Genomic DNA, 24,424 nt, shown 5'->3' with positions numbered 1-24,424 from the left:
CAAGCAAGCCAAAAAGCAGACCGAAAAACAGCCCCGAAAGCAGCAGCAATACGGCTCTCGACGAACCGCGCACGCTCTGTTCAGCGCGGCCGTTATGACCGTCATTCGCTGCCGGCACGCACGACGGCCTCCTCGGGAGGGCCCATTTCGGGTAAAATGTCGGGCTACGCGCGCAGCAAAAACTGGCCTGCACTCCACTGACCAGTTGCGTATTTGCCTATCAAGGCGCCGCCCATCATGGCGCGGTATACCCAGCTTGCTGCGCCACCGGGCCTCGCGCCCGCTTCTCCTCGCTCACACCCAAGGATCCGCCCATGACAGGCTTCGATCGCCAGACGATCTCCGACACGACCGCCAAGATGCTGCTGGAAGTGCAAGCAGTGCACTTCAACGCGGAGAAACCGTACATTTTCACGTCCGGCTGGGCGAGCCCGGTTTATATCGACTGCCGCAAGCTGATCTCGTATCCGCGCGTGCGCCGTGGCCTGATGGAAATGGCCGAAGCCACCATCCTGCGCGACGTCGGCTATGAGCAGATCGACGCGGTAGCCGGTGGCGAAACCGCCGGCATCCCGTTCGCGGCATGGCTGTCCGACCGCCTGATGGTGCCGATGCAATACGTGCGCAAGAAGCCAAAGGGTTTCGGCCGCAATGCGCAGATCGAAGGTCTGCTCACCGAAGGTCAACGCGTCCTGCTGGTCGAAGACCTGACCACGGACAGCCGCAGCAAGATCAACTTCATCAACGCGCTGCGCACTGCCGGCGCAACGGTGAACCATTGCTTCGTGCTGTTCCACTACAACATCTTCAAGGAAAGCGTGTCGGTGCTGAAAGACATCGACGTCGATCTGCACGCGCTTGCCACGTGGTGGGACGTGTTGCGGGTCGCCAAGGCCAACAACTACTTCGACAGCAAGACGCTCGACGAAGTAGAAAAATTCCTGCACGCACCGGCCGAATGGTCCGCGGCACACGGCGGCGCCAACGCAACGCCGCAGTAAGCGCAACTGCTTGCCCCGGATGGAATGAAAAGGCCGCCTGTCGATGAGACAGGCGGCCTTTTTCATTGATCTCGCATCGATCTCGCCCAACCGGGCGAAGAGTTGAGCGCGACTAGGATGTGCTCCCGGTATCGCCGACCGAATGCGACGAGAGATTCAGCAAGCCGTTGCTCTGCGCGTACTGGAACAACTCCGAATCGCGATCGATGCCGAGCTTGCGCATCGCCGTGTTCTTCTGCGTGCTGATCGTCTTGATGCTGCGATTGAGCTGCTCCGCAATCTCCTTGATCGTCATGCCGGACACGAACAGGCGCACCACCTCGAGTTCGCGCCGCGACAGCATCACATCTTCGTTCTTGCCGCCGGCATTCATGCGCAGCGTATCGAGCGACGCCTTGACCGACGGGCTCATGTATTCCAGGTTGCGGCTGACGTGCTGCACCGCGAGCCCAATGTGGCTTAGGTCGTCCGATTTGTTGACGACCGACGTCACGCCGAGCTCGCTCAAGCGTTTGAGCAACGCGGCGTTTTCCAGCATCGTCAGCACAACGATGGGAAGGTCGGGAAAATTGCGGCGCAGATAACCGATCAACGGCAAACCGTCACCGTACTGGCCGCCTGGCATGGCCAGATCCGTGACAAGCACATCGCACGCAACGGTTTGCAGCACCTTCACCAGTTCGGTTGACTGTCGCGCGCGCGCGACGACCTGCAGGCCTGGAAACTTGAGCAAAGCTTGTTCGGCGCCGAACAGAATCACCGGATGGTCGTCGGCGACCACGACCCTGACTGGATCTTGCATTGCCCTCCCCTCGACAGATAAACCACTCTCCAAAACTTCTGACATGCCTTTCTATTCTTGGTACTTGAACTGATCGGGCACGCGCCTATATTCGCGCGAATATTTCCTCGGACTATAGCCGATTTCGCGTCCGCCAAGCCCGTCGCCAGCAACAATGATCCGTCGCAAAGCGAATGTTAGACTTGATTCGACCCTGGGGCACAAAATAGGGACAATAATCCTCGCGAGGACAACCCTCGCGCCCTGACAGGAGAACCGGCACATGCGCTCGCGTTGCCTGGTTGTTTCGCTTGCTTCGCCATTCCGCCGTATGCCGTTCCTCACCTGCGCGATGCTGAGTCTCGCGCTATTCGCGGCGCATTGTCCTGACGCATCTGCCGAGGGTGTGTTCACGCTGACCAGCGCAAGCTTCCGCGCGGGCGGTACCGTGGATGCGGCTCAGGTTTTCGATCAGGACGACTGCAAAGGCGGCAATCGCTCGCCGCAATTGACGTGGCACGATGCGCCGGCTGGAACGCGCAGCTTTGCGGTCACGGTATTCGACCCGGACGCGCCTGGCCGCGGCTGGTGGCACTGGGCCGTGGCGGCGATTCCGGCTACCGTCGACAGCTTGCCGGAAAACGCCAGTTCGTCGGGCTTCCTGAAGAAACTCGGCGCGGTCGAAGCACGCAACGATTTCGATATCGACGGCTACGGTGGCCCCTGCCCGCCACCCGGAAAACCTCATCGCTATGTTGTCACCGTTTATGCGCTGAGCAGCGCGGACCTGCGCCTCGCTCAAGGGCGCCCGGCGCTCATGTTCGATCACGAAATCGGCACCGCCACGCTCGGCAGCGCGCGAATGGTGGTGAGTTACGGACGGTAGCTGCAGACGTCTACATCTGACTTGAACTGCATCGCCTGCGCGCCGAAACGCGGCTCACACGGCGCCGAGTGCCAAGCTCGGGCAAGTCGCGCCTTGGGTCGACACGCCGATGGGCGCTCGGCTTGTATCACATTGCCGCCGCTGCGGAATTTCTGTCATCCGGGCACGCTAATGTGCAACAGGGCGACGCAGGCGATGCTTGTCGATGTCGCGTCGCTGCATGCGCGCACAGTTGCGGTACCTACCTCTGCTTTTTCACCTTGCCGGAGAGTGTTATGTCGAAAATCGTCATCGTTTATCACAGCGGCTACGGCCACACCAAGAAAGTCGCCGAAGCCGTGCTGGCCGGCACGCTCGAAGCCGGCGCGGACGCGAAACTCATGCCGGTCGGCGAGATCGACGACGCGGGCTGGACAGAACTGGCGGCCGCCGACGCCATCATCTTCGGCGCACCGACCTACATGGGCGGCCCGTCCGCCGACTTCAAGAAATTCGCCGACGCGAGCTCGAAACCCTGGTTCGGCCAGACGTGGAAGGACAAGATCGCCGCCGGCTTCACCAACTCGGCGACCATGAACGGCGACAAGTTTTCGACGATCCAGTACTTCGTCACGCTGGCAATGCAGCACAGCATGATCTGGGTGGGCACCGGCATGATGCCGTCGAACACCAAGGCGGCGACACGCAACGACCTGAACTATGTGGGCGGCTTTACCGGCCTGCTGGCGCAATCCCCTGCGGATGCGTCGCCGGAAGAAGCGCCGCCTCCCGGCGATCTGGAAACTGCGCGGATGTTCGGTAAGCGCGTTGCCGACGTGACGGCGCGGTGGAACGCTGGAGTTCGATAAGGCAGCGTTCGAAGGCTTGCGCCGGGAAGCCGCGGTTAGGTCGCACGCCCTCGAGTTGGCCGCGGCGCTCGTCAGAACGCGTGCTGCGCGCAGCCTGACAAGCGCCGTCAATCTGCCCCGAATCCACCAGCATCGGCTTGCATCTGTCGCGTAACCGGTCACGCCGATGTCATTTTCGGCGCGCATCGTCGTTTTTTCGCCCCCGTTTCGCGCACCCGCCGCTATCAGGTCTTAAAATAGCGTTCCGGCGCGGTGTCGCGCCCCGTTTCCAGCAAGCCAGTGAGATTGAGATGAGCACGAAAGTTTTTGTCGACGGACAGGAAGGCACGACCGGCCTGAAGATTTTCGAATACCTGTCGCAACGCGCCGACGTAGAGATCCTGCGTATCGAAGAAGCGAAGCGCAAGGATCTCGAAGAGCGCCGTCGTCTCATCAACGCATCGGACGTCACGTTCCTGTGCCTGCCGGATGTCGCCTCACGCGAGTCGGCGTCCCTCCTCGACAACGACCACACCGTGCTGATCGATGCGAGCACGGCCTTCCGCACATCGGCGGACTGGGCCTACGGCCTGCCCGAACTGGCCCACGCGCAACGCGAGCGTCTGCGCACCGCGAAACGCATCGCCGTGCCGGGCTGCCATGCATCGGCATTCGTGCTGGCCATGCGTCCGCTCGTCGAAGCAGGCGTCGTGGCGCCGGAATTCGCTGCGCACGCTTACTCGATCACCGGTTACAGCGGCGGCGGCAAGAAGATGATCGCCGACTACGAAGCCGGCGGTAACGACAAGCGTAAGAGCCCGCGCCCTTACGCGCTCGGCCTTACGCACAAGCATCTGCCGGAAATGGCGGCGCATACGGGCCTGAAGTCGGCGCCGGTGTTCACGCCGATCGTCGGCGACTTCTACAAGGGTCTCGCGGTCACCACGTTCTTCTCGCCGAGCCAATTGGCCAAGAAGGCCACGCCGCAAGACGTACAGGCGCTGTTCGCCGAGTACTACGCGGGCGAGGCATTCGTGAACGTCGCGCCGTTCGACGCGGAAGCAAACCTCGACAGCGGCTTCTTCGACGTACAGGCGAACAACGACACCAACCGTGTCGACCTGTTCGTGTTCGGCAATGAAGAGCGCTTTGTGACGGTCGCACGCCTCGATAACCTGGGCAAGGGCGCATCGGGCGCAGCAATCCAGTGCATGAACCTCGCGATCGGCGCCGACGAAGAAGCCGGCTTGAAACGTTAAACAGGTTCGAGATACAGACGGCAATTCGCCGTCAATCCACAAAAAAGCCGGTCTTAACAGACCGGCTTTTTCGTTTTAAAAACCTGCACTCAGAATCCCTCTTTAAAAGTTAATCAGTAGTAGCCCGCATTACTTTAAAAAGAAAAATCGGAATGCTCACCAATCTCCGGTAATTCATTCCCTGAATTGACCCGCACAGCATAGTTTGCCGCATAGGGAAACTCCGGATTTTTTGGCGAACGGTCGTTCGAAGATCATAGAGCCATTTTGCTGCAACGCTTGCCTGGCAAGGGTGTGCCGCGAAGCAACGATGTCGCTGCTGAACCCAAAAATCCTTTTTTGTTTAAAAGGGCTGCCAGGCCCCACATGGCGTGCACCCGGCAAACATTTCGCTGTTTGAATCGGTCTTTTTAGACGGCTCATTCAATTGACAGGCATTAATCGCGCAGCGAAATTAGTCCGCACAATTACAGGAAGGGAGACAGCAGTATGTCGCACGCCATTACTCGAGGCCTGGCGATGGCCATTGCCACGGCCCCATTTCTTGTCGCCTGCGGCGGTGGCAAGGCGGACAACCCCGGCACGATCAACGCACCGCAATGCTCGGGCTCGAGCTGCGGCGTGCAAGGTCCGCCGACTTCGAACGCTGGTACGACCGCGTTATGTCCGGCCACTGCGGACATCGTGAAGACCACGTTCCTGGGTGGCGCGGGTAGCGGCGAAGTGGTGCAGGTGAATATCGATGCGACGGCGATGACGTACACGCTGAAGTGGCTCGAGTCGCCGATTCCGTTGCGCACGGGTCAGGTCACACCGACACGCGCGGGTACACAGATCAAGGGCGCCGTGATCCACCCGCCGACCGGCGCACTGCCGACCGCCGAACAGACGCGCTGCGCGTTCATCCTCGGCGCGGGCACAGGCACTGGCGTTGGCGACGGTCAGCCCTACACAACACCCGATTTCACCAACAACCCGAATCCGCCGATGATCCTCGTCGGCCTCGGCGTGGCCGGCGGCGGAATCCCGGGCGCGGACGTCGAGTACGACGGCCTGACGATTGCACCGTTGCCCGGCCTCGAGAACATCGGCGCCGTTCCCGCTCGGCATTTCGATTTCTATCCGTTCCTCGGGTTTGCCGCCACGACAACGGACATCACGAAGTTGCCCGGCACCTACAACGGCCTGCTCTACCATCTCGTGCCGTCGGGCTCTTACGCGGCAACGGCCACTACTACGGTTGAGACTTTCGACGCGAGCGGCAATTGCACCGGCTCCAATGCGGCCAACGCAGCGTTTCATCCGAGTGCAAGTGGCTGCCTGACGACCGGCACCGCCTGGACGCTCAACAGTAGCGGCTACTTCGACAGTCAAAACACGCCGCAGATCGGGACTCAACTGACGCTGCCTACCGGGACTAGCGGTTCCGTGGCGCCGGCGCACATGATCCTCGGCCAGATCAACGGCGCAACGGTGCCGCTCGTTGTCCGCACGGGTCTCGTGAATCTCGGCACGCCGCCGCTGCATCTCGACGCCAAGGTCGACGACGAATCCGGTATCGCCATGCTCGCCGCAGCCACGCCGCTCGCATCGGGTGGCTTCAACGGTGGCTACGTCGGCGCGGATTCGAACTTCAAATCCACTGCAACGTTGATCCAGGGCGGTGTGGGCTCCTTCATCAACCCGTCGACTTCCGCACCGGAGGACCACTTCGCTCTGAGCTACGGTCTGTCGAGCCCCGGACTGGTCGGTGTCCAGCACCCGAGCGGAACCGGCTTCGCGATCGCCTCCGGCGGACTGTACGCGATCGAGATTCAGGGCACGGTGAACGGCGGCGTAGCGCCGACCTCGCAACTCAGCAGCACTGCTTCCAGCGCCCCCTACTTCGGCATCGGAGCGCAGATCAGCAAGTAACGAACGAAGGACCGGTAGTTCGCAACTCGAGGCATAAATAGAGCAATAGGTGGCTGGACTGGGAGCCGGCCACACACAACGAGAAAATTCTGGAGGCGGTATGAAATGGAGAATCCTTTCGGTGCTCGCTCTTGCAGCACCGTTGCTGGGGGCGTGCAGTGGTGGTGGCGGCGGTAATGGAGACGGCCCGGTGACTGAAGTTCGCCTGTGCCCTGCTTCGCTCGATTACGGCACAGTGTTCACGGGCGGCGGCGGTGACGGGGAACTGGTCAAGCTGCAGATGGACACGACCAAGATGACCTGGCAGATCAGCTACATCGAATCGCCGATTCCGGCGACCACCGGCACCGTCGCACCGACGCGCGCCGGCCAGACCGCCAGCGGCACGCTGACCCAGGAAACTCTGCTGCCGACGCAGAAGCTCAACCAGTGCGCCTTCCGCCTGAACGGCGCCAGTCTCGATCCGAATCGTCCGGCGCGTATTTTCGTTGGCGAAGGCGTGGCGGGCGGCACGATCCCGGGTGCGGAAATTTCGTTCGGCGGGATTCTCGGCGTAGGCGCAGTACCCGACACCAAGTTCCCGTACTACCCGTTCATCGGTTTCTCGTCGATTGAAACGAACCTTGCGAACGTGGTCGGCACCTACAACCAGCTCGGCTATCACCAGGTTCCGTCACAGAACTTCGCGCCTGTCGCGGTCGATACGAAGATCACGATCAATGCGGACGGCACGTGGACCGAGTGCGACAACTCCGGTGTCAACGCGGGCTCGTGCCAGCAACCGGGTACGAACTTCGTGCAGTCGTCGGACGGCAGCGGCGCATTCGAAACCGACAAGTTCGTGGGCCAGGCCAAACCGACGCTCGCCACCACGCCGAAGGCGCGCGGCTACATGATCGTCGGCAAGCTGCGCAATCAGGTGGTGCCGATCCTGGTGCGAACCGGCGCAGCGAACTCGTCGGTGACGACGCCGGTGAATGGCGAACTCGGTCCGTACGCGGACGACGAATCGGGCATCTCGATTCTGGCGCCGCAAACCTCGATCGCGGTGAACTCGCAAAACGGTGAGTACATCGGTGTGGATAGCCAGTTCGACTATCGCACCACGGCGCTCGAAGGCACCGAGGCCACGCTGCTCGATCCGTTCAACGCATCGCAAGCATCGCTTGCGACGGCGCTGAATCTGGCCTTCACGCAGACCGTGCCGGGTGTTGTCACGACGACGCAAGTGGGCGCCTCGACAGGCACCACGCCGACCGGAAAGATGATCTTCACGGGTGGCGTGTTCGGCTACCTCGATCTGACCAACGCGGCCTCGCCGTACTTCACGATCGGCGCCTTCGTCCAGTAATGGACGCAGCACGCGCCGCCGGCACGCAGCGAGGCGTTCGCGTCCCGGCTGCTGCGCACAGCAATAGCGCGGCAGCCGGCGTCCACCCAGTATCCAGCGCACCGGTTGGGCCGCCAGGCCGCCGTCGCTCGCCGCGCGCGACGAACGCAACGCGCGCCTCAGGAGGAACAACATGAAAAAAATCTATTTCGCGCTACTGGCCATCTGCCTGTCGGCCAGTGCGCACGCGCAACACGCGGGCGACAACGTCGCCGTGCTCGGCTGGTTCCACGTCATGCCGCAGGATTCGAGCACGCCGCTGACCACCAACGTCGCGCCGACGCCGATCAATACGCCGCTGCGTTTGCCGAGTTCGTTCACGTCTGCCGGCACGGGCTTGTCGACCAGTAGTGCCAACACCGTCGGCCTCGTGTTCAGCCACTACCTCACCGATCACATCGCCGTCTCGACAGTGGCTGGCGTACCGCCGGTTTTCAAGCTCTACGGGCACGGCACCGTCAAGCCGCCGGGGCCTGCAGGCGCACTCGGTCAGCAGGATCTGGGCGATCCGCAGGCCAATCCGATCGTGAAGAGCGTGCGCCAGTGGAGCCCGGCGCTGCTGTTCCAGTATTACTTCAATGCGCCGACGGCCCATTTCAGGCCGTTCGTGGGTATCGGCGTGTCGTATAACTGGTTCTCCGACGTTCAGTTGAGCCCGAACTTCGTGACCGCGACGCAGAACAATCTCGGCTCGGTGCTGGCAGCCGGCGCGGGCAAGCCCGGACAGACGCAGGTGTCGGCGAAGGCGTCCTCGTCCTGGCAGCCGGTGTTCAACGCGGGGCTCTCGTACAACATCACCGACCACTGGGGCCTCGTTGCATCAGTCACGTACATTCCGCTGAAGACCACCTCGTCGGTGATCATCAAGGCGGCGGACGGCACGGAATTGGGTGTCTCGAAGGCAGAGCTGAAAGCCGATCCGATCATTTCGTTCCTGGCCGTCTCCTACAAGTTCTGAGTTCGACGCGGATGCGACAAAGCCGGCGGCCCCGCGGAGGGGTCAGCCGGCTTTGTCTTTTCTGGGGGACGCGGGAAATTCTGGGCAAAAAAAAGCCCGCCTAATCCGGCGGGCTGAATCCATATCAGAGGAGACATGGAGGAGACAAGGCAAACTATAGCAAATGGTTTGGTGCGTCGCAACATACAAATTAGGGTTGACCCTCGGCGTTGTACGAGCGCAACAATTCTTACAACGCTTTGGGAGCGAGCGGCGTTGGGTGCCGCGCACCTGCCGAGGCCGCTCGCCTAGTGACGCACCAGCGCCATCATCGCGCCGAAGCCGACAAACACGCCACCCGTCAGACGATTGAACATCCTCGCGACGCTACGGCTCTTCAGTCGGGCGCCGATTCGCGTGCCGAAACCGGCGTACACCAGGTACCAGCTCACCTCGATGACCGCGAAAGTCGCGACGAGCACACCGAACTGCGGCAGCTTGGGCTGCGCGGCGTCGATGAATTGCGGCAGCAACGCGGCGGCGAACAGGATGGCTTTCGGGTTGCTGCTCGCCACCAGGAAGCCGTTGCGAAACAGCACGAGGGACGAGCGCGCCGGTTTGGCGGAAAGTTCGTCGACCGCGCCGGCAGCGCCTTCGTCAGCCGGCGCCCGCCACGCCTTGATGCCCAGATAGACGAGGTAGGCCGCGCCGATCATCCGCAGTGCGTTGAACATCGTCGGCCACGCCGCGAGAAAGACGCCGAGGCCCGCCGCCGACACCGCCAGCATCAGCACCAGCGCCGACAGGCAGCCGGCCATGGTCGCGCTGGCACGGCGCAGCCCGTGCTGGGCGCCGTGCGTCATCACGAGCAGCATGTTCGGACCGGGGATCGCGGAAACGACGAAAACAGTAGCGGCGAACAGCCACCAGGTATGCAGACTCATTGGGATCGAGGCGAATAGGAATCGGACGGCTATTATGCCCGCCCGTGCGAATCCGCGGCGAAGCGCGCTCGGCCCAACTGCCGGGCGGCCGAACCCGGTCTCCGGTTCCGCTAAGAAAGCCGGCGCGCGCCGTTAGGCGCACGCCCCAAGCCCCCGCTCAGCGCCCTGCCCGCCGTGCCGCCACCTGGCCCAGCACCGCGAAGTCCTTCTCGCCGTCGCCATGCGCTACTGCTTCGATCAGGCTGTCACGTACGACACTCGCAATCGGCAGCGGCGTGTTGACCGCGTCCGCGGCCGCCAGCGCGAGGCGCAGATCCTTCAGTCCGAGGCGTGCCTTGAACAGCGCCGGCTCGTAGCGCTGCTCGGCAATCAACTTGCCGTAGCCCGAATAGACCGGTCCCGGGAACAGGCCGCTCGTGATGACATCGAGGAAATCCTGCATCGCCAGCCCGTGGCCGGTCACGAGCGTGGCTGCCTCGCCGAGCGTCTCGACAGCCGCGCCCAGCATGAAGTTAGCCGCGAGTTTCATCACGTTCGCCTGTTGCGGCAGCGAACCGATGCGCCAGGTTTTCTGACCGATGGCGTCGAAAATCGGCTGCACGCGGTCGATCGACTCGGCCGGGCCGCCCGCCACGATCGTCAGCTTGCCCGCCGCCGCGACGTCAGGCCGCCCCATCACCGGTGCGGCGACGTAGTGGACGCCGCGCGACGCATGCGCCGTCGCCAGCTCCTCGGCCAGCGCCACCGAGATCGTCGCCATGTTCACGTGGATCAGGCCACGCGGGGCGTGTTCCAGCAGCGACGCGGTGATGACTTCGCGCAGCGCGGCATCGTCGGCGAGCATCGAGAACACGGCGTCGCCCGCAAACGCTTCAGCCGGCGTCGCGACGATCCGCGCACCTGCGTCGGCGAGCGGTTGCGCGCGTTCTGGCGAGCGGTTCCACACGCGCACCTGATGCCCGGCTTTCAAAATGTTTGCAACCATCGCGGCGCCCATCTCGCCGAGACCGATAAAACCGATGTCCATCTGTCGCTCCGTCTTCTAAAGAACTGGAAGTAAAGCACACCCATGCGACACGTGCAGGACAGCGCGCAATTAAACACGGTGCGATACTGATGCGATGGTCACCGCGACATTCCGCTTCTATGAGGAGCTGAACGATTTTCTCGCCCGGCCCCTGCGCCGGCGCACGTTCAGTTGCGCCTGCGCGCGCGGCGCGACCGCGAAACATATGATCGAAGTGCTCGGCGTGCCGCATACCGAGGTCGAACTGATTCTGGTGAACGGTGAGTCGGTCGGTTTCAATCATCCGCTCGCCGACGGCGATCGCATCGCCGTTTATCCAAAGTTTGAAGCGCTCGACATCCAGCCGCTATTGCGCGTGCGCGAATATCCGCTGCGCGTGGTGCGCTTCATTGCTGATGCCCATCTTGGCGGTCTCGCCCCGCTGCTGCGGCTCGCGGGCTTCGACACGCTGTACGACAACCACTATCCCGACGCCGATATCGAAGCGCTTGCCGCAGCACAACAGCGCATCGTCCTGACGCGCGATCGGGAGCTATTGAAACGCCGCAGCATCACGCATGGCTGCTATGTACGCACGCTGCGGCCGCGTGAGCAATTGCGTGAAGTGTTTGAACGGCTCGATCTGGCCGGCAGTGCGCAGCCGTTCCGTTTGTGTCTGATGTGCAATGCGCCGTTGCGGCGTATCGCCAAAGATGAAGTCGGCGATCGGGCGCCAGATGGCGTGCTGGAACGGCATAACCAGTTCGTCACCTGCGATGTGTGCCGGCGCGTGTTCTGGGAAGGCACGCACTGGCAACGCATGCGGGCGCTGATGGACAGCTTGGCCGGCGCGCCGGAGCGGCCCGATCTGAACGCCGCTCAATGAACTCAGGCTCCACAACGCCTGAACACCGCGCCAACGCCGCTCGGATGCGGAATCGGCGCCGCTCGCTCGGCGCGCGGCGCGATGCGTACAATGCGGGATTACTTATCTGGCAGAGGCCTTCCGTATGGCGATGAAAAAGACCGACCTTGAAAAGAACAAGGCACTCAAGCTGAACAACGCAATGAAACTGTCGACGGCCGACCGCTTCGGCAAAGCCGCTGCCGCCGAACCGAAGCTCGACCGCCGCGAACAGCGCAAGCTCGATCAGGCGCAAGGCCTCGTCGCGTTCGCCTGCAAGCTGAATGGCGATCTGGTCACAGAACTGAAAGAACGGGCCGCCACGCATCCGGAAGGCATGAGCGGGCTGCTGAACGAGGTCATCAAGCGCGGCCTCGCGGGCTAAACACCGCCCAAAACCGCCGTCCAATACAAAAAGGCCAGAGCAGAAGCTCTGGCCTTTTTGCTGGCGACATTTAACCGGAACTGTGCTGCACTCGCCGACAAGCGGCGCGCACAGGAGAACCGGCAGGGTTCGCCCGGTGAAACCAAGCGTGAGCTTAGTTTGCCGCGCCCTTGTCGTTCGTGCCGGCTGCCGAAGCTGCTGCCGAAACCGGAGCGCGCTTGCCGTGCGTCTTCAGCTTCTTGATGTGGTGCTTCTTCGGCGCGCTAGCTGCAGCGGCCGGCGCTGCTGCGTCCGATGCCTGTGCGAAAGCTTGAACGGAGACCAGCGCGATCGATGCGGCTGCGAGCGAGACGATGAATTTTTTCATGTGTTGTTCCCCAAACCTGGACGACTGAGTCAATGTGAATGAAATAGCAGAACGGTGAAGCTGACAAGGCTTAAGGTGCCTTACCGCTCCCCGCGGGAGAGTATTACGCAGCGTAGGCGGTTTGTCATGCGCAAAACTCGATATGTATTTTCCGCGAGACAGCTTGCTTTCGGTAAGCTTTCACTCATTAAGCATGCCGCATTAGGGAGATTACCTAGGTCTCCTTCTAGACCAGATTTCGCAGCAAACTGGCGGTTTCCTGAAGGGTCGGCAGCACCCGATGCAGCGCCGCATTCGCCGACTCCTGGCCCATCGGCATGCTCACGCTGATCGCCGCCACGACCGAGCCATGCCGGTCACGCAACGGCACCGCAACGCCGCGCATGCCCAACTCCAATTGTTGATCGGTGACGACATAACCATCGCGGCGGATTTCACCCAGCACTTCGCGCAAGCGCTCCGTGGTCGAATACGTATGGGGCGTGAATACCTTGATCGGATAGGACGCCAACCATTGTTCGATACTTTCCGGCGGCTGGAAGGCCAGCAGGATCAAACCCGCCGAGGACAGCGGCGCACTCGCCCGCGAGCCGAGCACGAAGCCGACCGCCATCGCGCGATTGACGCCGTTGCGCGCAACGTAGACCACGTCGTGTTCGTCGAGAATCGCGACCAGCGCGGTTTCCTGCACTGTCGCGGTGATGCGCTGAAGAAACGGCTGCACTGTGCGCGGCAAACGCGCTGAATCCAGATACGACTGACCGAGCCGCAATACGCGCGGCGCGAGCCAGAACAGCTTGCCGTCGGTATCCACGTAGCCGAGTTCGCGCAGCGTCAGCAGATAGCGGCGCGCCGCCGTGCGCGAGAGCCCGGCGCGGGCGGCCACCATGGTCGGCGTCATGCGCGCATGCTCTTCGTCGAATGCTTCGATGATCGCCAGCGCCTTCGCGGCGCCAGCGATCCAGTCTTTCTCGTCCATTGCGTCTGCCTGAAAGTCGGCCTGCCCGGCGGGTCAGTGATGTTTCGAGCCGTCTGGCCGTTGCGCGATTATCGCGCGACTCGCTCGCCGTGCGGCCGGCTGAAAGCTCATTTGAAGTCCCAGCGCATCTGCTCGGCGATCCCCACTCCGCGCGAGGTCCGCACACATTCGCTCACGTAGTCTGTGAAGGGCAGCGGCTCGAAACCGATCTCGTCGCGCAGACGGCGGTTGTCGAACGCGTAGTCCAACTCCGCGAAGCCGGCGTACAAACGCAGCGCATGCTCGATCAGGCGGCCGCTGCCGCAACGGTCGCGGGCCACCACCTCGCGCGCGATCTTGCCGAAGTCGCGCACACGGCACATCGAATAGCGGCTGCCCGAGGTGCCGGTGGCTTCGTCCATCGCGCTGATGATCTGACCGATGGTCGGCGCCTCCGAGCCCGCCGACACGTGATACGTATCGAAAGCCAGCGACGGCTTCATCGCCAGCAGCGCGAGTGCACGCGCGCAGTCGTCGGCGGACACGACGTCGATGCGATTCATCGCCCGCGCCGTGAAGCGTCGCGCGCCGTGCACCACGCGAAACACCCAGAACAGGCTCGCCGACGTCAACGTGCCGAGCACCGTGTGGCCGACCACGCTCGACGGCCGCACCACCACCAACGGCAAACGTGGATACGTGCTGCGCAACAGACGTTCAACTTCGCGTTTGCTCTGCGTGTACGGCACGAGGTGGCGCGTCTCGCCGTAACCGAACGGAGATTCCTGCACGTTCGCCCCGCATTGGGTGCCGCACGCCATCGCCGTGCTCACGTGCAGAAAGCGCCGCAGCGTTTTGCTGCCGACAAAACGCGACGCAAAGCGCAACGTATCGCGCACATTTGTATCGAGTACTTGCGGATGCGTCGAGAACGATGCGAGCCCCGCGCAGTTGATCACGTGCGATGCCTTGCCGAGCCGCGCCAGATCGATTTCCGAAAACGCGCTGCCGAGCTCGCCGACCATCACGTTCCTATCAGTGATTCGCTGAGCGCGAGCATGCGGCAGCCCGCAACGCACCGCCGAAGCGCGCAGCCGCGCGAGCGCGTCGGCCACGCTGACGCCGCGCACCAGACACACCATGCGCTCGATCAGGCCGGCGTTGATCAGGGTCACCAGCAGATTGCCGCCGATAAAGCCGGTCGCACCGGTCAGCAGCACACTGTCGACGCCCATCGCCTGCGCGCGCGCCGACGATACCAGGCTGTCCTGCCAGGCGTTGGACAAAGGGGTTTGCCATGCAAACATCGCGAGCTCCTTGCGGGAACGTGAGATCGTCAAAGCGTCGATCCGGACAACCAGTCAACAACAGGCGCATCAGCCAGCGCATCAATACCGATACGTCAGCGCCGAGATCGCGAAGTAGTTGTTCTTCGACTGCACGATCGGGCTGTTCGCCGACGCACCCAACAGCCGCGTCACGCCGCCTTCGGTATGCACCGACCAGCGCGGCGAAAACATGTACGTCCACGCAGCCGACACCTTCGCGCTGTCGAATCCGCCTTTCACCGCATACGGCTGAAAACGGCTCGCGGCCGCTTGCGCATCGGTGACTCCAAAGAAGGTCTGCGTGTAGCGGCCACTGCCGGCATGCACGCTGCCTTTGATGCTGATTTCGTTGTCGACGCTTTGCAGCACCGGCACGGTCAGATCGACGTGCCCGCTCGTCCCGTGACTCGTGTTCGTCACCAGCTGGTCCAACGTGATGCTGATGGTCGACGGACCGAACAGATGCGCCCCGACCTGCACGGACAGCATCACCGAACCGGGAATCCGGCCCATGCCCTTCAGGTAGTCGGAGCCGGGCAAATCGGCGCGATTGCGATCGGTGCGACCGAAGTCGTAGCTCAGCGCCGCCGAGGCGAACATGCCGTTAGCAAAGATGCGCTTGTAGCCGAGGCCGTCCATCGGGCTCAGAAAGATGCCGTTGCTAAACTCGGCGGCAATGAGCGGCGCGACGAACGGACGGTAGTCGCGGCTGCCCTGATAGCGCGGCGCCACGCCGCCAGCGAGCGAAAACATGTAGAAATTCTCGGCGTAGACCGTCGACGAGCAGGTCAGGGCAAACAGCGGAACACACAGACAAGCGAAGCGTTTGCGCACGGTCAGGACTTTTTTGGGACGGAAGCCGCAGTCTAGGGATGCTGCTTCGGCGCGTCTGTCCTGAAGTTGGGGAAATGTGTGCACAATTGTGTTCAAGTGTTCGCGAATGTCCGCTGCGTATCCCGCACGCATGCGCGCGGATAGAATCGGTGCCTGATACGACGCCTTGTTAGAACAACCGAACTCGAAAAACCGCCTTTGAAACCTGACACACGCCAACACCTTCGCGCGAATCTGCTGATGCTGATCGCGGCGATGATCTGGGGCTCCGCATTCGTCGCACAACGCTTGAGCCTCGATGCGATCGGACCGTTCCTGTTTACCGGACTGCGTTTCCTGCTCGGCGCGCTGGTCGTGCTGACGATGATCGTCTGCGTGCGGCGCTCCGCACTGGCAGAACTAACGAAGCGCGAACCCGGCGGCGCACGTGAACTGCTCGGTGCCGGCGTGCTGCTTGGCGTCGTGCTCTCGGCGTCGATTTCGTTTCAGCAGATCGGCCTGCAATATACGAAGGTCGCCAACGCCGGCTTCATCAGTTCGTTGTATGTGGTGCTCGTGCCGCTGCTGGGCGTGCTGTTTCGTCATCGGACGGGATTCGGCACGTGGCTCGGTGCGACGCTGGCCGCGATCGGCATGTACTTTCTGAGCGTCAACGAGCACTTCTCGATTCTGTACGGCGACTGGTATCAGCTGGCCGGCGCGCTGGTGATTTCCGTGCAGATGATGCTGGTCGGCCGCTTCGCGCTGCGACACGACACGCTGATGCTGGCGCTCGTGCAGTTCGTGACTTGCGGGCTCGTGTGTCTGGCCATCGGTCTTGTGATCGAGCCGGTCAATCTCGCCGTGATCGAGCGCGCCGCGCCGACGATTCTGTACGGCGGTGCGCTGTCGGTGGGCGTCGCCTATACGATTCAGGTGGTTGCGCAAAAGTACGCGGCGCCGTCGCATGCCGCAGTGATCTTCAGTATGGAGGGTGTGTTCGCCGCGCTCGCGGGGTGGCTCGTGCTCGGCGAAACGCTGACGACGCGTGCGCTATTCGGATGCGCGCTGATGCTCGCGGGTTTGATTGTGTGCCAGGTGATGCCCGCGCCGCGACGCGGAAGTGAGCGTGATCGCTTGCCTCACGAGGCGTGAGGGCTTGGCCAGTCGCGCGAGTGACCGCATCGGCCGCTAAGCGGCGCGCGGCAGCGCGAAGAGTTTGGGTGTATCAGCAGTGGGCGGAAACACACACCAGCAGCCGTCGTCGTGTCGAAAGAAAAAGAGACCGCGCGATCCACCTTCCTGAGAAGTCTCGACCCGCACATAACGCCTGCCGCCCAGACGGGTGCGGCTGAATTCGGTCACGTGAACCGGCACCAAAGGCCCCGGCGCCAGCCATTTCTCGACCAGAAAACGTAGCGACTGTTCGCTTGCGGCTCTCATGATCCGCTCCGGGCCGGCTTGTCGTGGCTCGCCTCACGCGTGGCGTCGTTGCTTTCGTCGTTTTCGGCGCCTTCCTCATCATGCTCGGCGGATGCGAGAGATATGGCCCGATTAGTGGCCGCCGCCCGCAACGTCGTGCAGTGGCTGGCATGCCGGATGTCCGAGAGAAGACGGACTAATTGTCGTGCTGTTCTGCGTTTCATTGCACACCCCCGCACTGCACCAATAACTTCAGAAAACACTTTAACTCTATGCCTGGATAGGGCGTTGCTGAAATGATTTTGACTAAATAGCAACAGTTGCGCTTGCAAAAACATAGATGCAATCTTTGTACCTTCCAGCTTCAATGTGCGCGCGCGGGGAAGCGCGGTCTGTACGCTGGCGAGCGTATGACGTTGACGAAAAAAACCGGGGCGCCACCCGGCAGCTGAGGCCCGGATCGGCAAGTTATCCACAATTGCCTATGAATAACTTCGGGAAAGCGCATCGGACAGCCTGTGTGCGAAATCTTGATAAGACGCGCCGCCGGGCAAGCCCTGTCAAAGTTATCCCAGCTTTGTAGTTTTTCTACCGTCGTGTTCCGCAGGGTTATGGGTTTCGCATGACATTGATGTGACGGAGGATTTGATAGTTATCCACAGACGGGGTTAACCCTTGTTAACTATTACTACATATGTATACGTATGAAGTAAAAGACATAGGATAAGTGGCGCTGCGTGATGAGATCAAAGGCTGATCAGCTCTTGACCAGCCGAAACCCCGTTGCATCGGGACATGCATCAAGGCGCGATGCTCGGTCCGCTTGCAGGTTGCACGGCAGCTGCTTTGTCAATCGCATCAGGCAAGTCGGGAAGCGGCGCTGGAACTGTCGCTTCGACCGGCAACGGCAACAGGCGCGTTTCGATGCGGTTGTTCACGACCGGCTGCGTGCGCACCACCGTTTGCAGATAGTGATCGACAAGGCCGAAGAAACGATCGTAAAACTTGCCCGACGGAATGGTCTCACTTGAAATCTTGACCATCGCATCGCTGTTCGAGCGGATCGGCAGCGACAGCGAACCCAGCACGCTTAGCCCGACGCTCGCCGACGTATCGCTTTTCTTCAGCGCAAAGCCGTTTTGCACAGCATTGACGTAGACGATGCTCGTATCGCTCGCCTCTTCTCCCGGCGTACACACCACATGGAACTCGACGACGACGTGCGTATCACCGGTCGGCTGGAAATTTTTCGTTCCATCGACGGTATCGGTACGCGTCAGCGTCGTCAGATAGCCCTGACTCAGCAGTGCGCGACGTGCGGCCTCACAGGTATCCGTGACGCTCGAATTGAAATTTCGGGCGTAAGGGCTCGCACCCGTTTCGAATAATTCCTGCTGGAATTTCGGTTGCGGGGCGCTGCTGCAAGCGGCAAGTGTCAGCAGGCCGAGAAGCGTGGCGGCAGTGGCTTTGGAAAACGAGGTGAACATGATCGATCGGAAGAGGCGCTGCGTGAGCTCGAATGGGAATGCATTGTAGAGCGGTTGCCAAGGTGTGCGTAAAAAGTGCGCAGCGCTGCGCCGCCTCACACAGCGTGACGGCTCAATTCCACGCCTTCAGGCGCGGGAGTATGACAACGAGGAGAAATACGACGGAGCTGCCGCTCAGTGCAGCATGGCAGGCGATGCGCCAGGCAGCGCCACAGCGGCGTTGCCGGCCGGTATCGTAAAAGCGTCGGCCCAGTTGTCCGGCGTCGGGCAACGGTCGGCTTCGCACATGCTGGTTTGCGCGCCTGCGTGCGATGCGATGTTCTGCGCCCCGGCGACGTCGGCGAAATCTTCGACGCGCAAGCTCACCTTCTTCGCGTACGCCTGCGATCCGCCGTAACTCTTGAGCGCGGCGTTCATGTCGCCGTTGGCCGAACGCATGTAGCCGTACAGGATCGCCGAGCCTACCTCGATGTTGGTGGTCGGCTCGGTGAGGTCCTTGACGTTCCTCAACATCCCCCGATGGGCGCCCGGCACCACCTGCATCAGCCCGGTCGCGCCGTTGGCGCCCTTGGCCTTTTCCTTGAAGCGGGATTCGATCGAGATGATCGCCAGCAACAGTGCTGGCGGCAGTGAGTATTTCGAAGCAGCGGACTGAACCGCGTCCGAAATCTTTTGTGCCTTTTCCTTTGCCAGACCGAATTTCTGCGTCAGATACGCGGACATGCGGTCATTGTTTTCATCGGCCGTTGCGGTTTGCATCAGGCCGAGCGAAAGCACGATCAGGCAAAGTAACCGGCTCATAACGGAGGACGGAAAAGAAAGGGGATGTGCGCATTATAGCTCTGCCCCCAAAAGAGGCACCAAAAGGCCAAAATTCGTCTGAGGAAAGGTGGCTGGCTGGTGCGTCCGCAAGTGCTTTGCGAGCGCAGGTCGGGCCACCCAGTTGCGCAGCAGTGCACCCGGTGAAACTACAGCAGGCTGTGAACCGACGCGCTCATTGCGCGTAGCGGCGATGCAAGGCGGCGGCCACTTCCGCGAAACGGGCGCGCAATTCGGGCGGCGCCAGTACGTCGGCCTCAGCGCCGAAGCGCAGCAACTCCGCGCATGCCTGTCTTATCGAACCGACCGGCAACGTGACCGTGCACCAGCCGTCGGACGGATCCGGCTCGCCGATTTTCGCGGCTGAGCGTGCGAACGGCGACGTGAAGGCTTCGAGCATCTGCATGCCCCATGGCGACAGACGCAACGTTGCCTCGCTCGCATGCATCTCTTCGGACAGACGCTGCGTGCTGTCTTGCCAGTAAGCCGTCAGATCGAAGGCGGGTGGCCGCTCGAAAGTCTCGTCCAGCATGCTCAATTCGAGAATACGCGAAATGCGGTAGATGCGAATGTCCGCGCCGACCCGCCCGACCACGTACCACGCGCCGCTTTTCAGCACGATGCCGAGCGGTTCGATCCGCCGAAATTTTTCGGCCTTCCAGCTCTGATAGCGAATCTGCAGCGGACGCTGTTCCCACACCGCGCTCGCGATCAACGGCAGATTCGCGGGCTGGTCCGCGTCGGAAAACCATGCTGGAGCGTCGAGGTGAAAACGCGAGCGCATGCGCTCCGCGGTCGAACGCAATTCGACCGGCAGCGCGGCAAGCAACTTGGTTTGCGCGCCGGCCATGACGGCGCCGAGCCCAAGCGCCTGCACCGGCCCCGGCAAGCCGGCGAGGAACAATGCCTCTGCTTCCTGCGACGACAGACCGTTCAGACGCGTACGGTATCCGTCGAGCAGACGATAGCCGCCTTCCGCACCACGTTCGCTCTGGACGGGGACGCCCGCGGCGCTCAAGGCGTCGATGTCCCGATAGATCGTGCGCAGGGAGACCGCGCATTCGTCGGCGAGCGACTGCGCGGTCACGCGTCCGCGCGCTTGCAGGGTCATCAGGATGGAAAGGAGGCGGCTGGCTCTCATGCGGACAAGTGTAGTCATACCTGACACAAACTGACAGGTATGGGCGCTTAGGATGGGGACGCCCGGCGCCAGATGGACGCTGGCTTTTCCAACGAGACGTTCACCCAGAAGGCTCCCCCCATGACCACCGACCGCACGATCACGCTGTTCCACTCACCGCAATGCCGCTCCGTCAGCGTACTCACGCTGCTCGAGGAACTCGGCGCGCCGTATCAGCTGAAGGTGCTGAACATAAAGGCCGGCGAGCAGCGCAAGGCGCCGTATCTTGCGATCAATCCGCTCGGCAAAGTGCCGGCGATTCTTCACGGCGACGCGCTGATCACCGAACAGGTCGCCATCTTTATCTATCTGGCCGATCTGTTTCCCGAAGCAGGTCTCGCGCCGGCGCTCAATGATCCGTCGCGCGGGCCGTATCTGCGTTGGCTGGTGTACTACGCGGCCTGCTACGAACCGGGGCTGGTCGACAAGGCGATGAAGCGCGAACCGGCGCCGCTCGCCACGTCGCCGTACGGCGATTTCGATTCGATGCTCGGGACCGTGACGAGCCAGTTGCAGGCGTCGCCCTATTTGCTCGGCGACAAGATGTCGGCCGCGGATATTTTGTGGGGCATCGCGCTGCATTGGGGGATGATGTTCAAGCTGGTGCCTGAGACGCCGGCCGTGCTCGAGTACACCCAGCGCGTCTGCTCGCGGCCGAGCTTCGTGAAGGTGAGCGAGCGGGATGTTGCGCTGGCGGCCGAGCATGAAGCGGCGGTCAAAGGGGCTTGATGTTGAGAGCGGGTTGCCGGGGATGCTGCGCGCGGCGATCAGCGGTGCTGGCGCCTGGCCTGTTGGCCAGTTGAGCGGCCTGCCGGTCCGGCATCCGGCTCGATGCGCCGGGATTTGAGACAATGAAGGCCGCCGGTGAATGTCTTCCCGGGACAACCGGGCGCGCCTTGACCTTTTCAGCAGGCGTCGGCCCATTGAACAAGAGATGTTTTCAGGTATGAGCAAGACCGTATTCATTCCCAGCGTCCCTGCGACGTCGGAGGAGGATTTCGAAGTGTCGGCGACGTCGAAACTCGCCGGCTACCGGCGTTTTTTCGGCGTGTTGAAAGTGGTTCGAACCACCGATGGCCGCGTGCTGTTCCCATTCGACGGCGCGCCGGAACTCGGACCTTACGCGACCAAGCTGGAAGCCGTCGCGGCGGCGCAGGTGTATGGCGAGCACATCGTGACCAGCGACCTGGCGCGTCCGGAGTTGTAAGCGCGGGCGCGTGGCAGGTGCGCTTTGGTCCCTTTGGCGGGTTGCTTGGGTTAGTTACTCGGGATCGTCAATTGAGGTGATCACTTCGGGAGCAACGGATGCCTCGTCTGCGCAAAATGGGCTCATCGGCCGCTGTTGTGGGAAGTGCGGCAGTGCTGATGGCCGCGCTCTGTCAATCCGGCTTCGCTCAGACGCCGGACGCCGATGCCGATGCCGGTCAGACCGCGCTAGGCAAAGCCGAGGTCGTTCACGCCCAGGTCCGTGTCGTAGCGATCTATCCGGCCACCAACAGCGTCACGCTACGCGGTCCGCACGGCAATCTTGCGGATGTCGACGTCAACCCCCAGTTGGCCGACGTCAGGAAACTGCGGGTCGGCGACAAACTGAACGTTGCATACCAGCAGGCACTGCTGCTTCAAGTCGACAAGGTGACCACCAAAGGTGTGCGCGAACGCATCGAGACGACGGTGGCGATACCGGCCTCAGCGGGATACGCATCGTCGGCGCATAGGGTGCAGGTTGTCGCGACGGTGTTGAAGATCGACCGCAAGAGCCGGATGGTGACGCTGCGTGGGCCAAAGCATCAGCAAGTACTGAGGGCGGCGGAGAGTATTCCGCTCGATCAGTTGAAAGTCGGGGACAGTGTGCGCGCGGAGTTTGTGTCGGCGGCTGCGGTGGAGGTGGTGAGGAAGTGAGGTGAGCTGTTGAGGCAAAAAAACGGCCGCCTTCGGGCGACCGGTTTTTCTGGCGTGAGGCTAGACTTTCACCCTCACTCCACCGTCACCGACTTCGCCAGGTTTCGCGGCTTATCCACATCCGTGCCTCGCGCACAAGCCGTGTGATACGCCAGCAACTGCAGCGGCACCACATGCAGGATCGGTGACAGCAAGCCATAGTGCTCCGGCATCCGGATCACATGCAGGCCTTCGTCATTGACGATTTTCGTATCCGCGTCCGCAAACACATAAAGCTCACCGCCTCGCGCACGCACTTCCTGGATATTCGACTTCAGCTTCTCCAGCAGCGCGTCATTCGGCGCCACCGTGACCACCGGCATCGCCTCAGTCACGAGCGCCAGCGGCCCATGCTTCAACTCGCCGGCCGGATACGCTTCCGCGTGGATATAGGAAATCTCCTTGAGCTTCAACGCGCCCTCGAGCGCGATCGGGTAATGCAGCCCGCGCCCGAGGAACAACGCATGCTCCTTGCGCGAAAACTCTTCCGACCACGCGATGATCTGCGGCTCCAGCGCCAGCACGCTATTCAACGCCGCAGGCAAGTGGCGCAACTGCTTCAGATACACGGCTTCCTGTTCCGCACTCACCTGCCCACGCAGCTTCCCAAGCGTCGCGGCGAGCACGAACAGCGCGACCAGTTGCGTCGTGAATGCCTTGGTCGACGCCACACCGATCTCGCGACCCGCATGGGTGAGGAACGACAATTCCGTCTGGCGCACCATCGCGCTTGTGCCGACATTGCACACCGCCAGCGTATGTTTATGGCCCAACGACTGCGCATGCTTGAGCGCCGCCAGCGTATCGGCCGTTTCGCCCGACTGCGAGATCACCACCACCAACGACTTCGGATTCGGCACCGACTCGCGATAGCGATACTCGCTGGCAATTTCCACCTGGGTCGGGATCTTCGCGACCGACTCGAGCCAGTACTTCGCGGTCAGTCCCGAGTAGTAGCTCGTGCCGCACGCGAGAATCAGCAGGTTGTCGATGTCGGCGAACACCTTGCCGGCGCCCTCGCCGAATAGCGCCGCGTCGAACGAATCGCCTTGCGGGATCGTGTCCGTAATCGCACGCGGCTGCTCGAAAATTTCCTTCTGCATGAAGTGGCGATACGGGCCGAGCTCGACCGCGCCGCCATACGCCGCGACCTGACGCACTTCGCGCTGCGCATCGTAGCCGTCACGATCGGTGATACGTACGCCCTCGAGCGACAGTTCGCAGACGTCGCCTTCCTCGAGGAAGATGAAACGTTCGGTGCTGCCGGCAAGCGCCAGCGCATCTGACGCGAGGAAGTTCTCGCCGTTGCCGAGCCCCACTACCAACGGCGAACCTTGCCGCGCGCCGACCACCGTATGCGGCTGATCCTTATGCAGTACCGCGATCGCGTACGCGCCGTGCAATTGCCCGACCGCTTCGCGCACCGCGGCAAACAGATCGCCGCGATACAGGCTGTGAATCAGGTGAGCGATAACCTCCGTGTCGGTCTGCGAGACAAACACATAACCCTTACCCCGCAGCATTTCACGCAGCGACTCGTAGTTCTCGATGATGCCGTTGTGTACCAACGCGAGGGCGTCTTTCGAGAAAATCGGGTGGGCGTTGTCGGTCACCGGCGCGCCGTGTGTCGCCCAGCGCGTATGCGCGATACCCGTGATGCCTTCGAGGTGGCTCTCCTTCACCTGCTCGTCCAGATCCGCCACGCGCGCGACACTACGCGCACGACGCGGCCCGTCATTACCGAGTACCGCCACGCCGCACGAATCGTAGCCGCGATACTCGAGACGACGCAGCCCTTCGATCAGGACGGGAACGATGTTACGTTGCGCAACCGCGCCGACAATGCCACACATGGCTTATTCCTTTTCAGTGCTG

25 protein-coding genes are annotated in these 24,424 nt (G+C 62.1%); 13 read left to right on the top strand and 12 right to left on the bottom strand.

What is annotated here, in order from left to right; translation table 11 throughout:
* Nucleotides 1-314 precede the first annotated feature (314 nt).
* The gene (locus tag KHO30_RS37285; RefSeq protein ID WP_054043249.1) at nucleotides 315-1,001 is read left to right on the top strand and encodes an orotate phosphoribosyltransferase; all 687 of its coding nucleotides are present in this window, start codon (nucleotides 315-317) and stop codon (nucleotides 999-1,001) included.
* Between the two features lie 112 nt (nucleotides 1,002-1,113).
* Here the strand turns inward: KHO30_RS37285 and KHO30_RS37280 are convergent, their stop codons facing one another.
* Nucleotides 1,114-1,803 (bottom strand): response regulator, encoded by a 690-nt coding sequence (locus KHO30_RS37280; RefSeq protein ID WP_200653057.1) that lies wholly within the window; start codon nucleotides 1,801-1,803, stop codon nucleotides 1,114-1,116.
* 262 nt (nucleotides 1,804-2,065) lie between these two features.
* Between KHO30_RS37280 and KHO30_RS37275 the strand changes: the two genes are divergently transcribed.
* The 6 genes from KHO30_RS37275 (at nucleotide 2,066) to KHO30_RS37250 (ending at nucleotide 9,016) form a co-directional block, all read left to right on the top strand.
* The gene (locus tag KHO30_RS37275) at nucleotides 2,066-2,668 is read left to right on the top strand and encodes a YbhB/YbcL family Raf kinase inhibitor-like protein (protein ID WP_200620579.1); all 603 of its coding nucleotides are present in this window, start codon (nucleotides 2,066-2,068) and stop codon (nucleotides 2,666-2,668) included.
* Nucleotides 2,669-2,943: 275 nt separating this feature from the next.
* Nucleotides 2,944-3,516: a flavodoxin family protein gene (locus KHO30_RS37270; RefSeq protein WP_093641076.1), complete on the top strand. Its 573-nt coding sequence runs from the start codon at nucleotides 2,944-2,946 to the stop codon at nucleotides 3,514-3,516.
* 290 nt (nucleotides 3,517-3,806) lie between these two features.
* A complete protein-coding gene (gene argC, locus KHO30_RS37265; RefSeq protein ID WP_211703920.1) occupies nucleotides 3,807-4,754 on the top strand; it encodes an N-acetyl-gamma-glutamyl-phosphate reductase in 948 nt (315 codons plus the stop codon).
* Nucleotides 4,755-5,243: 489 nt separating this feature from the next.
* Nucleotides 5,244-6,668: a DUF2957 domain-containing protein gene (locus KHO30_RS37260; protein WP_200620581.1), complete on the top strand. Its 1,425-nt coding sequence runs from the start codon at nucleotides 5,244-5,246 to the stop codon at nucleotides 6,666-6,668.
* A 100-nt stretch (nucleotides 6,669-6,768) separates the two neighbouring features.
* Nucleotides 6,769-8,019 (top strand): DUF2957 domain-containing protein, encoded by a 1,251-nt coding sequence (locus KHO30_RS37255; RefSeq protein WP_093641064.1) that lies wholly within the window; start codon nucleotides 6,769-6,771, stop codon nucleotides 8,017-8,019.
* A 172-nt stretch (nucleotides 8,020-8,191) separates the two neighbouring features.
* Nucleotides 8,192-9,016 carry an OmpW/AlkL family protein gene (locus KHO30_RS37250; protein WP_093641061.1) on the top strand — a complete coding sequence of 275 codons (825 nt, stop codon included), beginning with the start codon at nucleotides 8,192-8,194 and terminating at the stop codon, nucleotides 9,014-9,016.
* A gap of 287 nt (nucleotides 9,017-9,303) precedes the next feature.
* Here the strand turns inward: KHO30_RS37250 and KHO30_RS37245 are convergent, their stop codons facing one another.
* Nucleotides 9,304-9,939: a LysE family translocator gene (locus tag KHO30_RS37245; RefSeq protein WP_211703919.1), complete on the bottom strand. Its 636-nt coding sequence runs from the start codon at nucleotides 9,937-9,939 to the stop codon at nucleotides 9,304-9,306.
* Nucleotides 9,940-10,096: 157 nt separating this feature from the next.
* On the bottom strand, nucleotides 10,097-10,966 hold the full coding sequence (locus tag KHO30_RS37240) for an NAD(P)-dependent oxidoreductase (protein WP_093641056.1): 870 nt from the start codon (nucleotides 10,964-10,966) through the stop codon (nucleotides 10,097-10,099).
* Between the two features lie 94 nt (nucleotides 10,967-11,060).
* Here KHO30_RS37240 and KHO30_RS37235 point away from each other — a divergent pair, with 94 nt between their 5' ends.
* Nucleotides 11,061-11,831, top strand: coding sequence for a Mut7-C RNAse domain-containing protein (locus KHO30_RS37235; protein ID WP_211703918.1), 771 nt, complete (start codon nucleotides 11,061-11,063; stop codon nucleotides 11,829-11,831).
* A 124-nt stretch (nucleotides 11,832-11,955) separates the two neighbouring features.
* Nucleotides 11,956-12,234, top strand: a complete 279-nt coding sequence (locus KHO30_RS37230; RefSeq protein ID WP_091798267.1) for a hypothetical protein — start codon at nucleotides 11,956-11,958, stop codon at nucleotides 12,232-12,234.
* A gap of 154 nt (nucleotides 12,235-12,388) precedes the next feature.
* On the opposite strand, the gene KHO30_RS37225 is transcribed toward KHO30_RS37230, so the two are convergent.
* From KHO30_RS37225 to KHO30_RS37210, 4 genes are all read right to left on the bottom strand, one after another.
* Nucleotides 12,389-12,601, bottom strand: a complete 213-nt coding sequence (locus tag KHO30_RS37225; protein ID WP_054040885.1) for a hypothetical protein — start codon at nucleotides 12,599-12,601, stop codon at nucleotides 12,389-12,391.
* 226 nt (nucleotides 12,602-12,827) lie between these two features.
* Nucleotides 12,828-13,580 (bottom strand): IclR family transcriptional regulator domain-containing protein, encoded by a 753-nt coding sequence (locus KHO30_RS37220; RefSeq protein ID WP_093641050.1) that lies wholly within the window; start codon nucleotides 13,578-13,580, stop codon nucleotides 12,828-12,830.
* A 107-nt stretch (nucleotides 13,581-13,687) separates the two neighbouring features.
* Complete coding sequence (locus tag KHO30_RS37215) at nucleotides 13,688-14,866, bottom strand: SDR family oxidoreductase (RefSeq protein WP_211703917.1); 1,179 nt, start codon at nucleotides 14,864-14,866, stop codon at nucleotides 13,688-13,690.
* An 81-nt stretch (nucleotides 14,867-14,947) separates the two neighbouring features.
* Nucleotides 14,948-15,640: a MipA/OmpV family protein gene (locus tag KHO30_RS37210; protein WP_211703916.1), complete on the bottom strand. Its 693-nt coding sequence runs from the start codon at nucleotides 15,638-15,640 to the stop codon at nucleotides 14,948-14,950.
* A gap of 279 nt (nucleotides 15,641-15,919) precedes the next feature.
* Here KHO30_RS37210 and KHO30_RS37205 point away from each other — a divergent pair, with 279 nt between their 5' ends.
* Complete coding sequence (locus KHO30_RS37205) at nucleotides 15,920-16,855, top strand: DMT family transporter (RefSeq protein WP_211703915.1); 936 nt, start codon at nucleotides 15,920-15,922, stop codon at nucleotides 16,853-16,855.
* A gap of 36 nt (nucleotides 16,856-16,891) precedes the next feature.
* On the opposite strand, the gene KHO30_RS37200 is transcribed toward KHO30_RS37205, so the two are convergent.
* The 4 genes from KHO30_RS37200 to KHO30_RS37185 form a co-directional block, all read right to left on the bottom strand.
* A complete protein-coding gene (locus KHO30_RS37200) occupies nucleotides 16,892-17,143 on the bottom strand; it encodes a hypothetical protein (protein ID WP_093641038.1) in 252 nt (83 codons plus the stop codon).
* Between the two features lie 779 nt (nucleotides 17,144-17,922).
* Nucleotides 17,923-18,609 carry a DUF2242 domain-containing protein gene (locus KHO30_RS37195; RefSeq protein ID WP_093641035.1) on the bottom strand — a complete coding sequence of 229 codons (687 nt, stop codon included), beginning with the start codon at nucleotides 18,607-18,609 and terminating at the stop codon, nucleotides 17,923-17,925.
* A gap of 174 nt (nucleotides 18,610-18,783) precedes the next feature.
* Nucleotides 18,784-19,410, bottom strand: coding sequence for a lytic transglycosylase domain-containing protein (locus KHO30_RS37190; RefSeq protein WP_093641032.1), 627 nt, complete (start codon nucleotides 19,408-19,410; stop codon nucleotides 18,784-18,786).
* Nucleotides 19,411-19,603: 193 nt separating this feature from the next.
* Nucleotides 19,604-20,587: a helix-turn-helix transcriptional regulator gene (locus KHO30_RS37185; protein WP_244864236.1), complete on the bottom strand. Its 984-nt coding sequence runs from the start codon at nucleotides 20,585-20,587 to the stop codon at nucleotides 19,604-19,606.
* A 102-nt stretch (nucleotides 20,588-20,689) separates the two neighbouring features.
* Between KHO30_RS37185 and KHO30_RS37180 the strand changes: the two genes are divergently transcribed.
* From KHO30_RS37180 to KHO30_RS37170, 3 genes are all read left to right on the top strand, one after another.
* The gene (locus tag KHO30_RS37180) at nucleotides 20,690-21,337 is read left to right on the top strand and encodes a glutathione S-transferase family protein (RefSeq protein ID WP_211703914.1); all 648 of its coding nucleotides are present in this window, start codon (nucleotides 20,690-20,692) and stop codon (nucleotides 21,335-21,337) included.
* 217 nt (nucleotides 21,338-21,554) lie between these two features.
* Nucleotides 21,555-21,815 (top strand): DUF6723 family protein, encoded by a 261-nt coding sequence (locus KHO30_RS37175; protein WP_093641155.1) that lies wholly within the window; start codon nucleotides 21,555-21,557, stop codon nucleotides 21,813-21,815.
* Nucleotides 21,816-21,913: 98 nt separating this feature from the next.
* Complete coding sequence (locus tag KHO30_RS37170; protein WP_211703913.1) at nucleotides 21,914-22,510, top strand: hypothetical protein; 597 nt, start codon at nucleotides 21,914-21,916, stop codon at nucleotides 22,508-22,510.
* A 74-nt stretch (nucleotides 22,511-22,584) separates the two neighbouring features.
* Here the strand turns inward: KHO30_RS37170 and glmS are convergent, their stop codons facing one another.
* The gene (glmS, locus tag KHO30_RS37165; protein ID WP_175053952.1) at nucleotides 22,585-24,402 is read right to left on the bottom strand and encodes a glutamine--fructose-6-phosphate transaminase (isomerizing); all 1,818 of its coding nucleotides are present in this window, start codon (nucleotides 24,400-24,402) and stop codon (nucleotides 22,585-22,587) included.
* Between the last annotated feature and the right edge of the window lie 22 nt (nucleotides 24,403-24,424).

Source organism: Paraburkholderia aspalathi, assembly GCF_905220735.1.
In the GTDB taxonomy this organism is placed as follows: domain Bacteria; phylum Pseudomonadota; class Gammaproteobacteria; order Burkholderiales; family Burkholderiaceae; genus Paraburkholderia; species Paraburkholderia aspalathi.
Note: the sequence above shows the minus strand (reverse complement) of the source record. Positions and strands in the feature narration are given on the sequence as shown.

What these genes read in the sequence shown, in the direction of transcription:
- KHO30_RS37245 (WP_211703919.1), bottom strand. Translation starts at nt 9,939, where the DNA reads ATGAGTCTGCATACCTGGTGGCTGTTCGCCGCTACTGTTTTCGTCGTT.
- KHO30_RS37185 (WP_244864236.1), bottom strand. Translation starts at nt 20,587, where the DNA reads ATGACTACACTTGTCCGCATGAGAGCCAGCCGCCTCCTTTCCATCCTG.
- KHO30_RS37215 (WP_211703917.1), bottom strand. Translation starts at nt 14,866, where the DNA reads ATGTTTGCATGGCAAACCCCTTTGTCCAACGCCTGGCAGGACAGCCTG.
- KHO30_RS37270 (WP_093641076.1), top strand. Translation starts at nt 2,944, where the DNA reads ATGTCGAAAATCGTCATCGTTTATCACAGCGGCTACGGCCACACCAAG.
- KHO30_RS37210 (WP_211703916.1), bottom strand. Translation starts at nt 15,640, where the DNA reads ATGTTTTCGCTCGCTGGCGGCGTGGCGCCGCGCTATCAGGGCAGCCGC.
- KHO30_RS37195 (WP_093641035.1), bottom strand. Translation starts at nt 18,609, where the DNA reads ATGTTCACCTCGTTTTCCAAAGCCACTGCCGCCACGCTTCTCGGCCTG.
- KHO30_RS37190 (WP_093641032.1), bottom strand. Translation starts at nt 19,410, where the DNA reads ATGAGCCGGTTACTTTGCCTGATCGTGCTTTCGCTCGGCCTGATGCAA.
- KHO30_RS37275 (WP_200620579.1), top strand. Translation starts at nt 2,066, where the DNA reads ATGCGCTCGCGTTGCCTGGTTGTTTCGCTTGCTTCGCCATTCCGCCGT.
- KHO30_RS37260 (WP_200620581.1), top strand. Translation starts at nt 5,244, where the DNA reads ATGTCGCACGCCATTACTCGAGGCCTGGCGATGGCCATTGCCACGGCC.
- KHO30_RS37285 (WP_054043249.1), top strand. Translation starts at nt 315, where the DNA reads ATGACAGGCTTCGATCGCCAGACGATCTCCGACACGACCGCCAAGATG.
- KHO30_RS37220 (WP_093641050.1), bottom strand. Translation starts at nt 13,580, where the DNA reads ATGGACGAGAAAGACTGGATCGCTGGCGCCGCGAAGGCGCTGGCGATC.
- KHO30_RS37235 (WP_211703918.1), top strand. Translation starts at nt 11,061, where the DNA reads ATGGTCACCGCGACATTCCGCTTCTATGAGGAGCTGAACGATTTTCTC.
- argC (WP_211703920.1), top strand. Translation starts at nt 3,807, where the DNA reads ATGAGCACGAAAGTTTTTGTCGACGGACAGGAAGGCACGACCGGCCTG.
- KHO30_RS37170 (WP_211703913.1), top strand. Translation starts at nt 21,914, where the DNA reads ATGCCTCGTCTGCGCAAAATGGGCTCATCGGCCGCTGTTGTGGGAAGT.
- KHO30_RS37225 (WP_054040885.1), bottom strand. Translation starts at nt 12,601, where the DNA reads ATGAAAAAATTCATCGTCTCGCTCGCAGCCGCATCGATCGCGCTGGTC.
- glmS (WP_175053952.1), bottom strand. Translation starts at nt 24,402, where the DNA reads ATGTGTGGCATTGTCGGCGCGGTTGCGCAACGTAACATCGTTCCCGTC.
- KHO30_RS37240 (WP_093641056.1), bottom strand. Translation starts at nt 10,966, where the DNA reads ATGGACATCGGTTTTATCGGTCTCGGCGAGATGGGCGCCGCGATGGTT.
- KHO30_RS37255 (WP_093641064.1), top strand. Translation starts at nt 6,769, where the DNA reads ATGAAATGGAGAATCCTTTCGGTGCTCGCTCTTGCAGCACCGTTGCTG.
- KHO30_RS37180 (WP_211703914.1), top strand. Translation starts at nt 20,690, where the DNA reads ATGACCACCGACCGCACGATCACGCTGTTCCACTCACCGCAATGCCGC.
- KHO30_RS37200 (WP_093641038.1), bottom strand. Translation starts at nt 17,143, where the DNA reads ATGAGAGCCGCAAGCGAACAGTCGCTACGTTTTCTGGTCGAGAAATGG.
- KHO30_RS37175 (WP_093641155.1), top strand. Translation starts at nt 21,555, where the DNA reads ATGAGCAAGACCGTATTCATTCCCAGCGTCCCTGCGACGTCGGAGGAG.
- KHO30_RS37250 (WP_093641061.1), top strand. Translation starts at nt 8,192, where the DNA reads ATGAAAAAAATCTATTTCGCGCTACTGGCCATCTGCCTGTCGGCCAGT.
- KHO30_RS37230 (WP_091798267.1), top strand. Translation starts at nt 11,956, where the DNA reads ATGGCGATGAAAAAGACCGACCTTGAAAAGAACAAGGCACTCAAGCTG.
- KHO30_RS37280 (WP_200653057.1), bottom strand. Translation starts at nt 1,803, where the DNA reads ATGCAAGATCCAGTCAGGGTCGTGGTCGCCGACGACCATCCGGTGATT.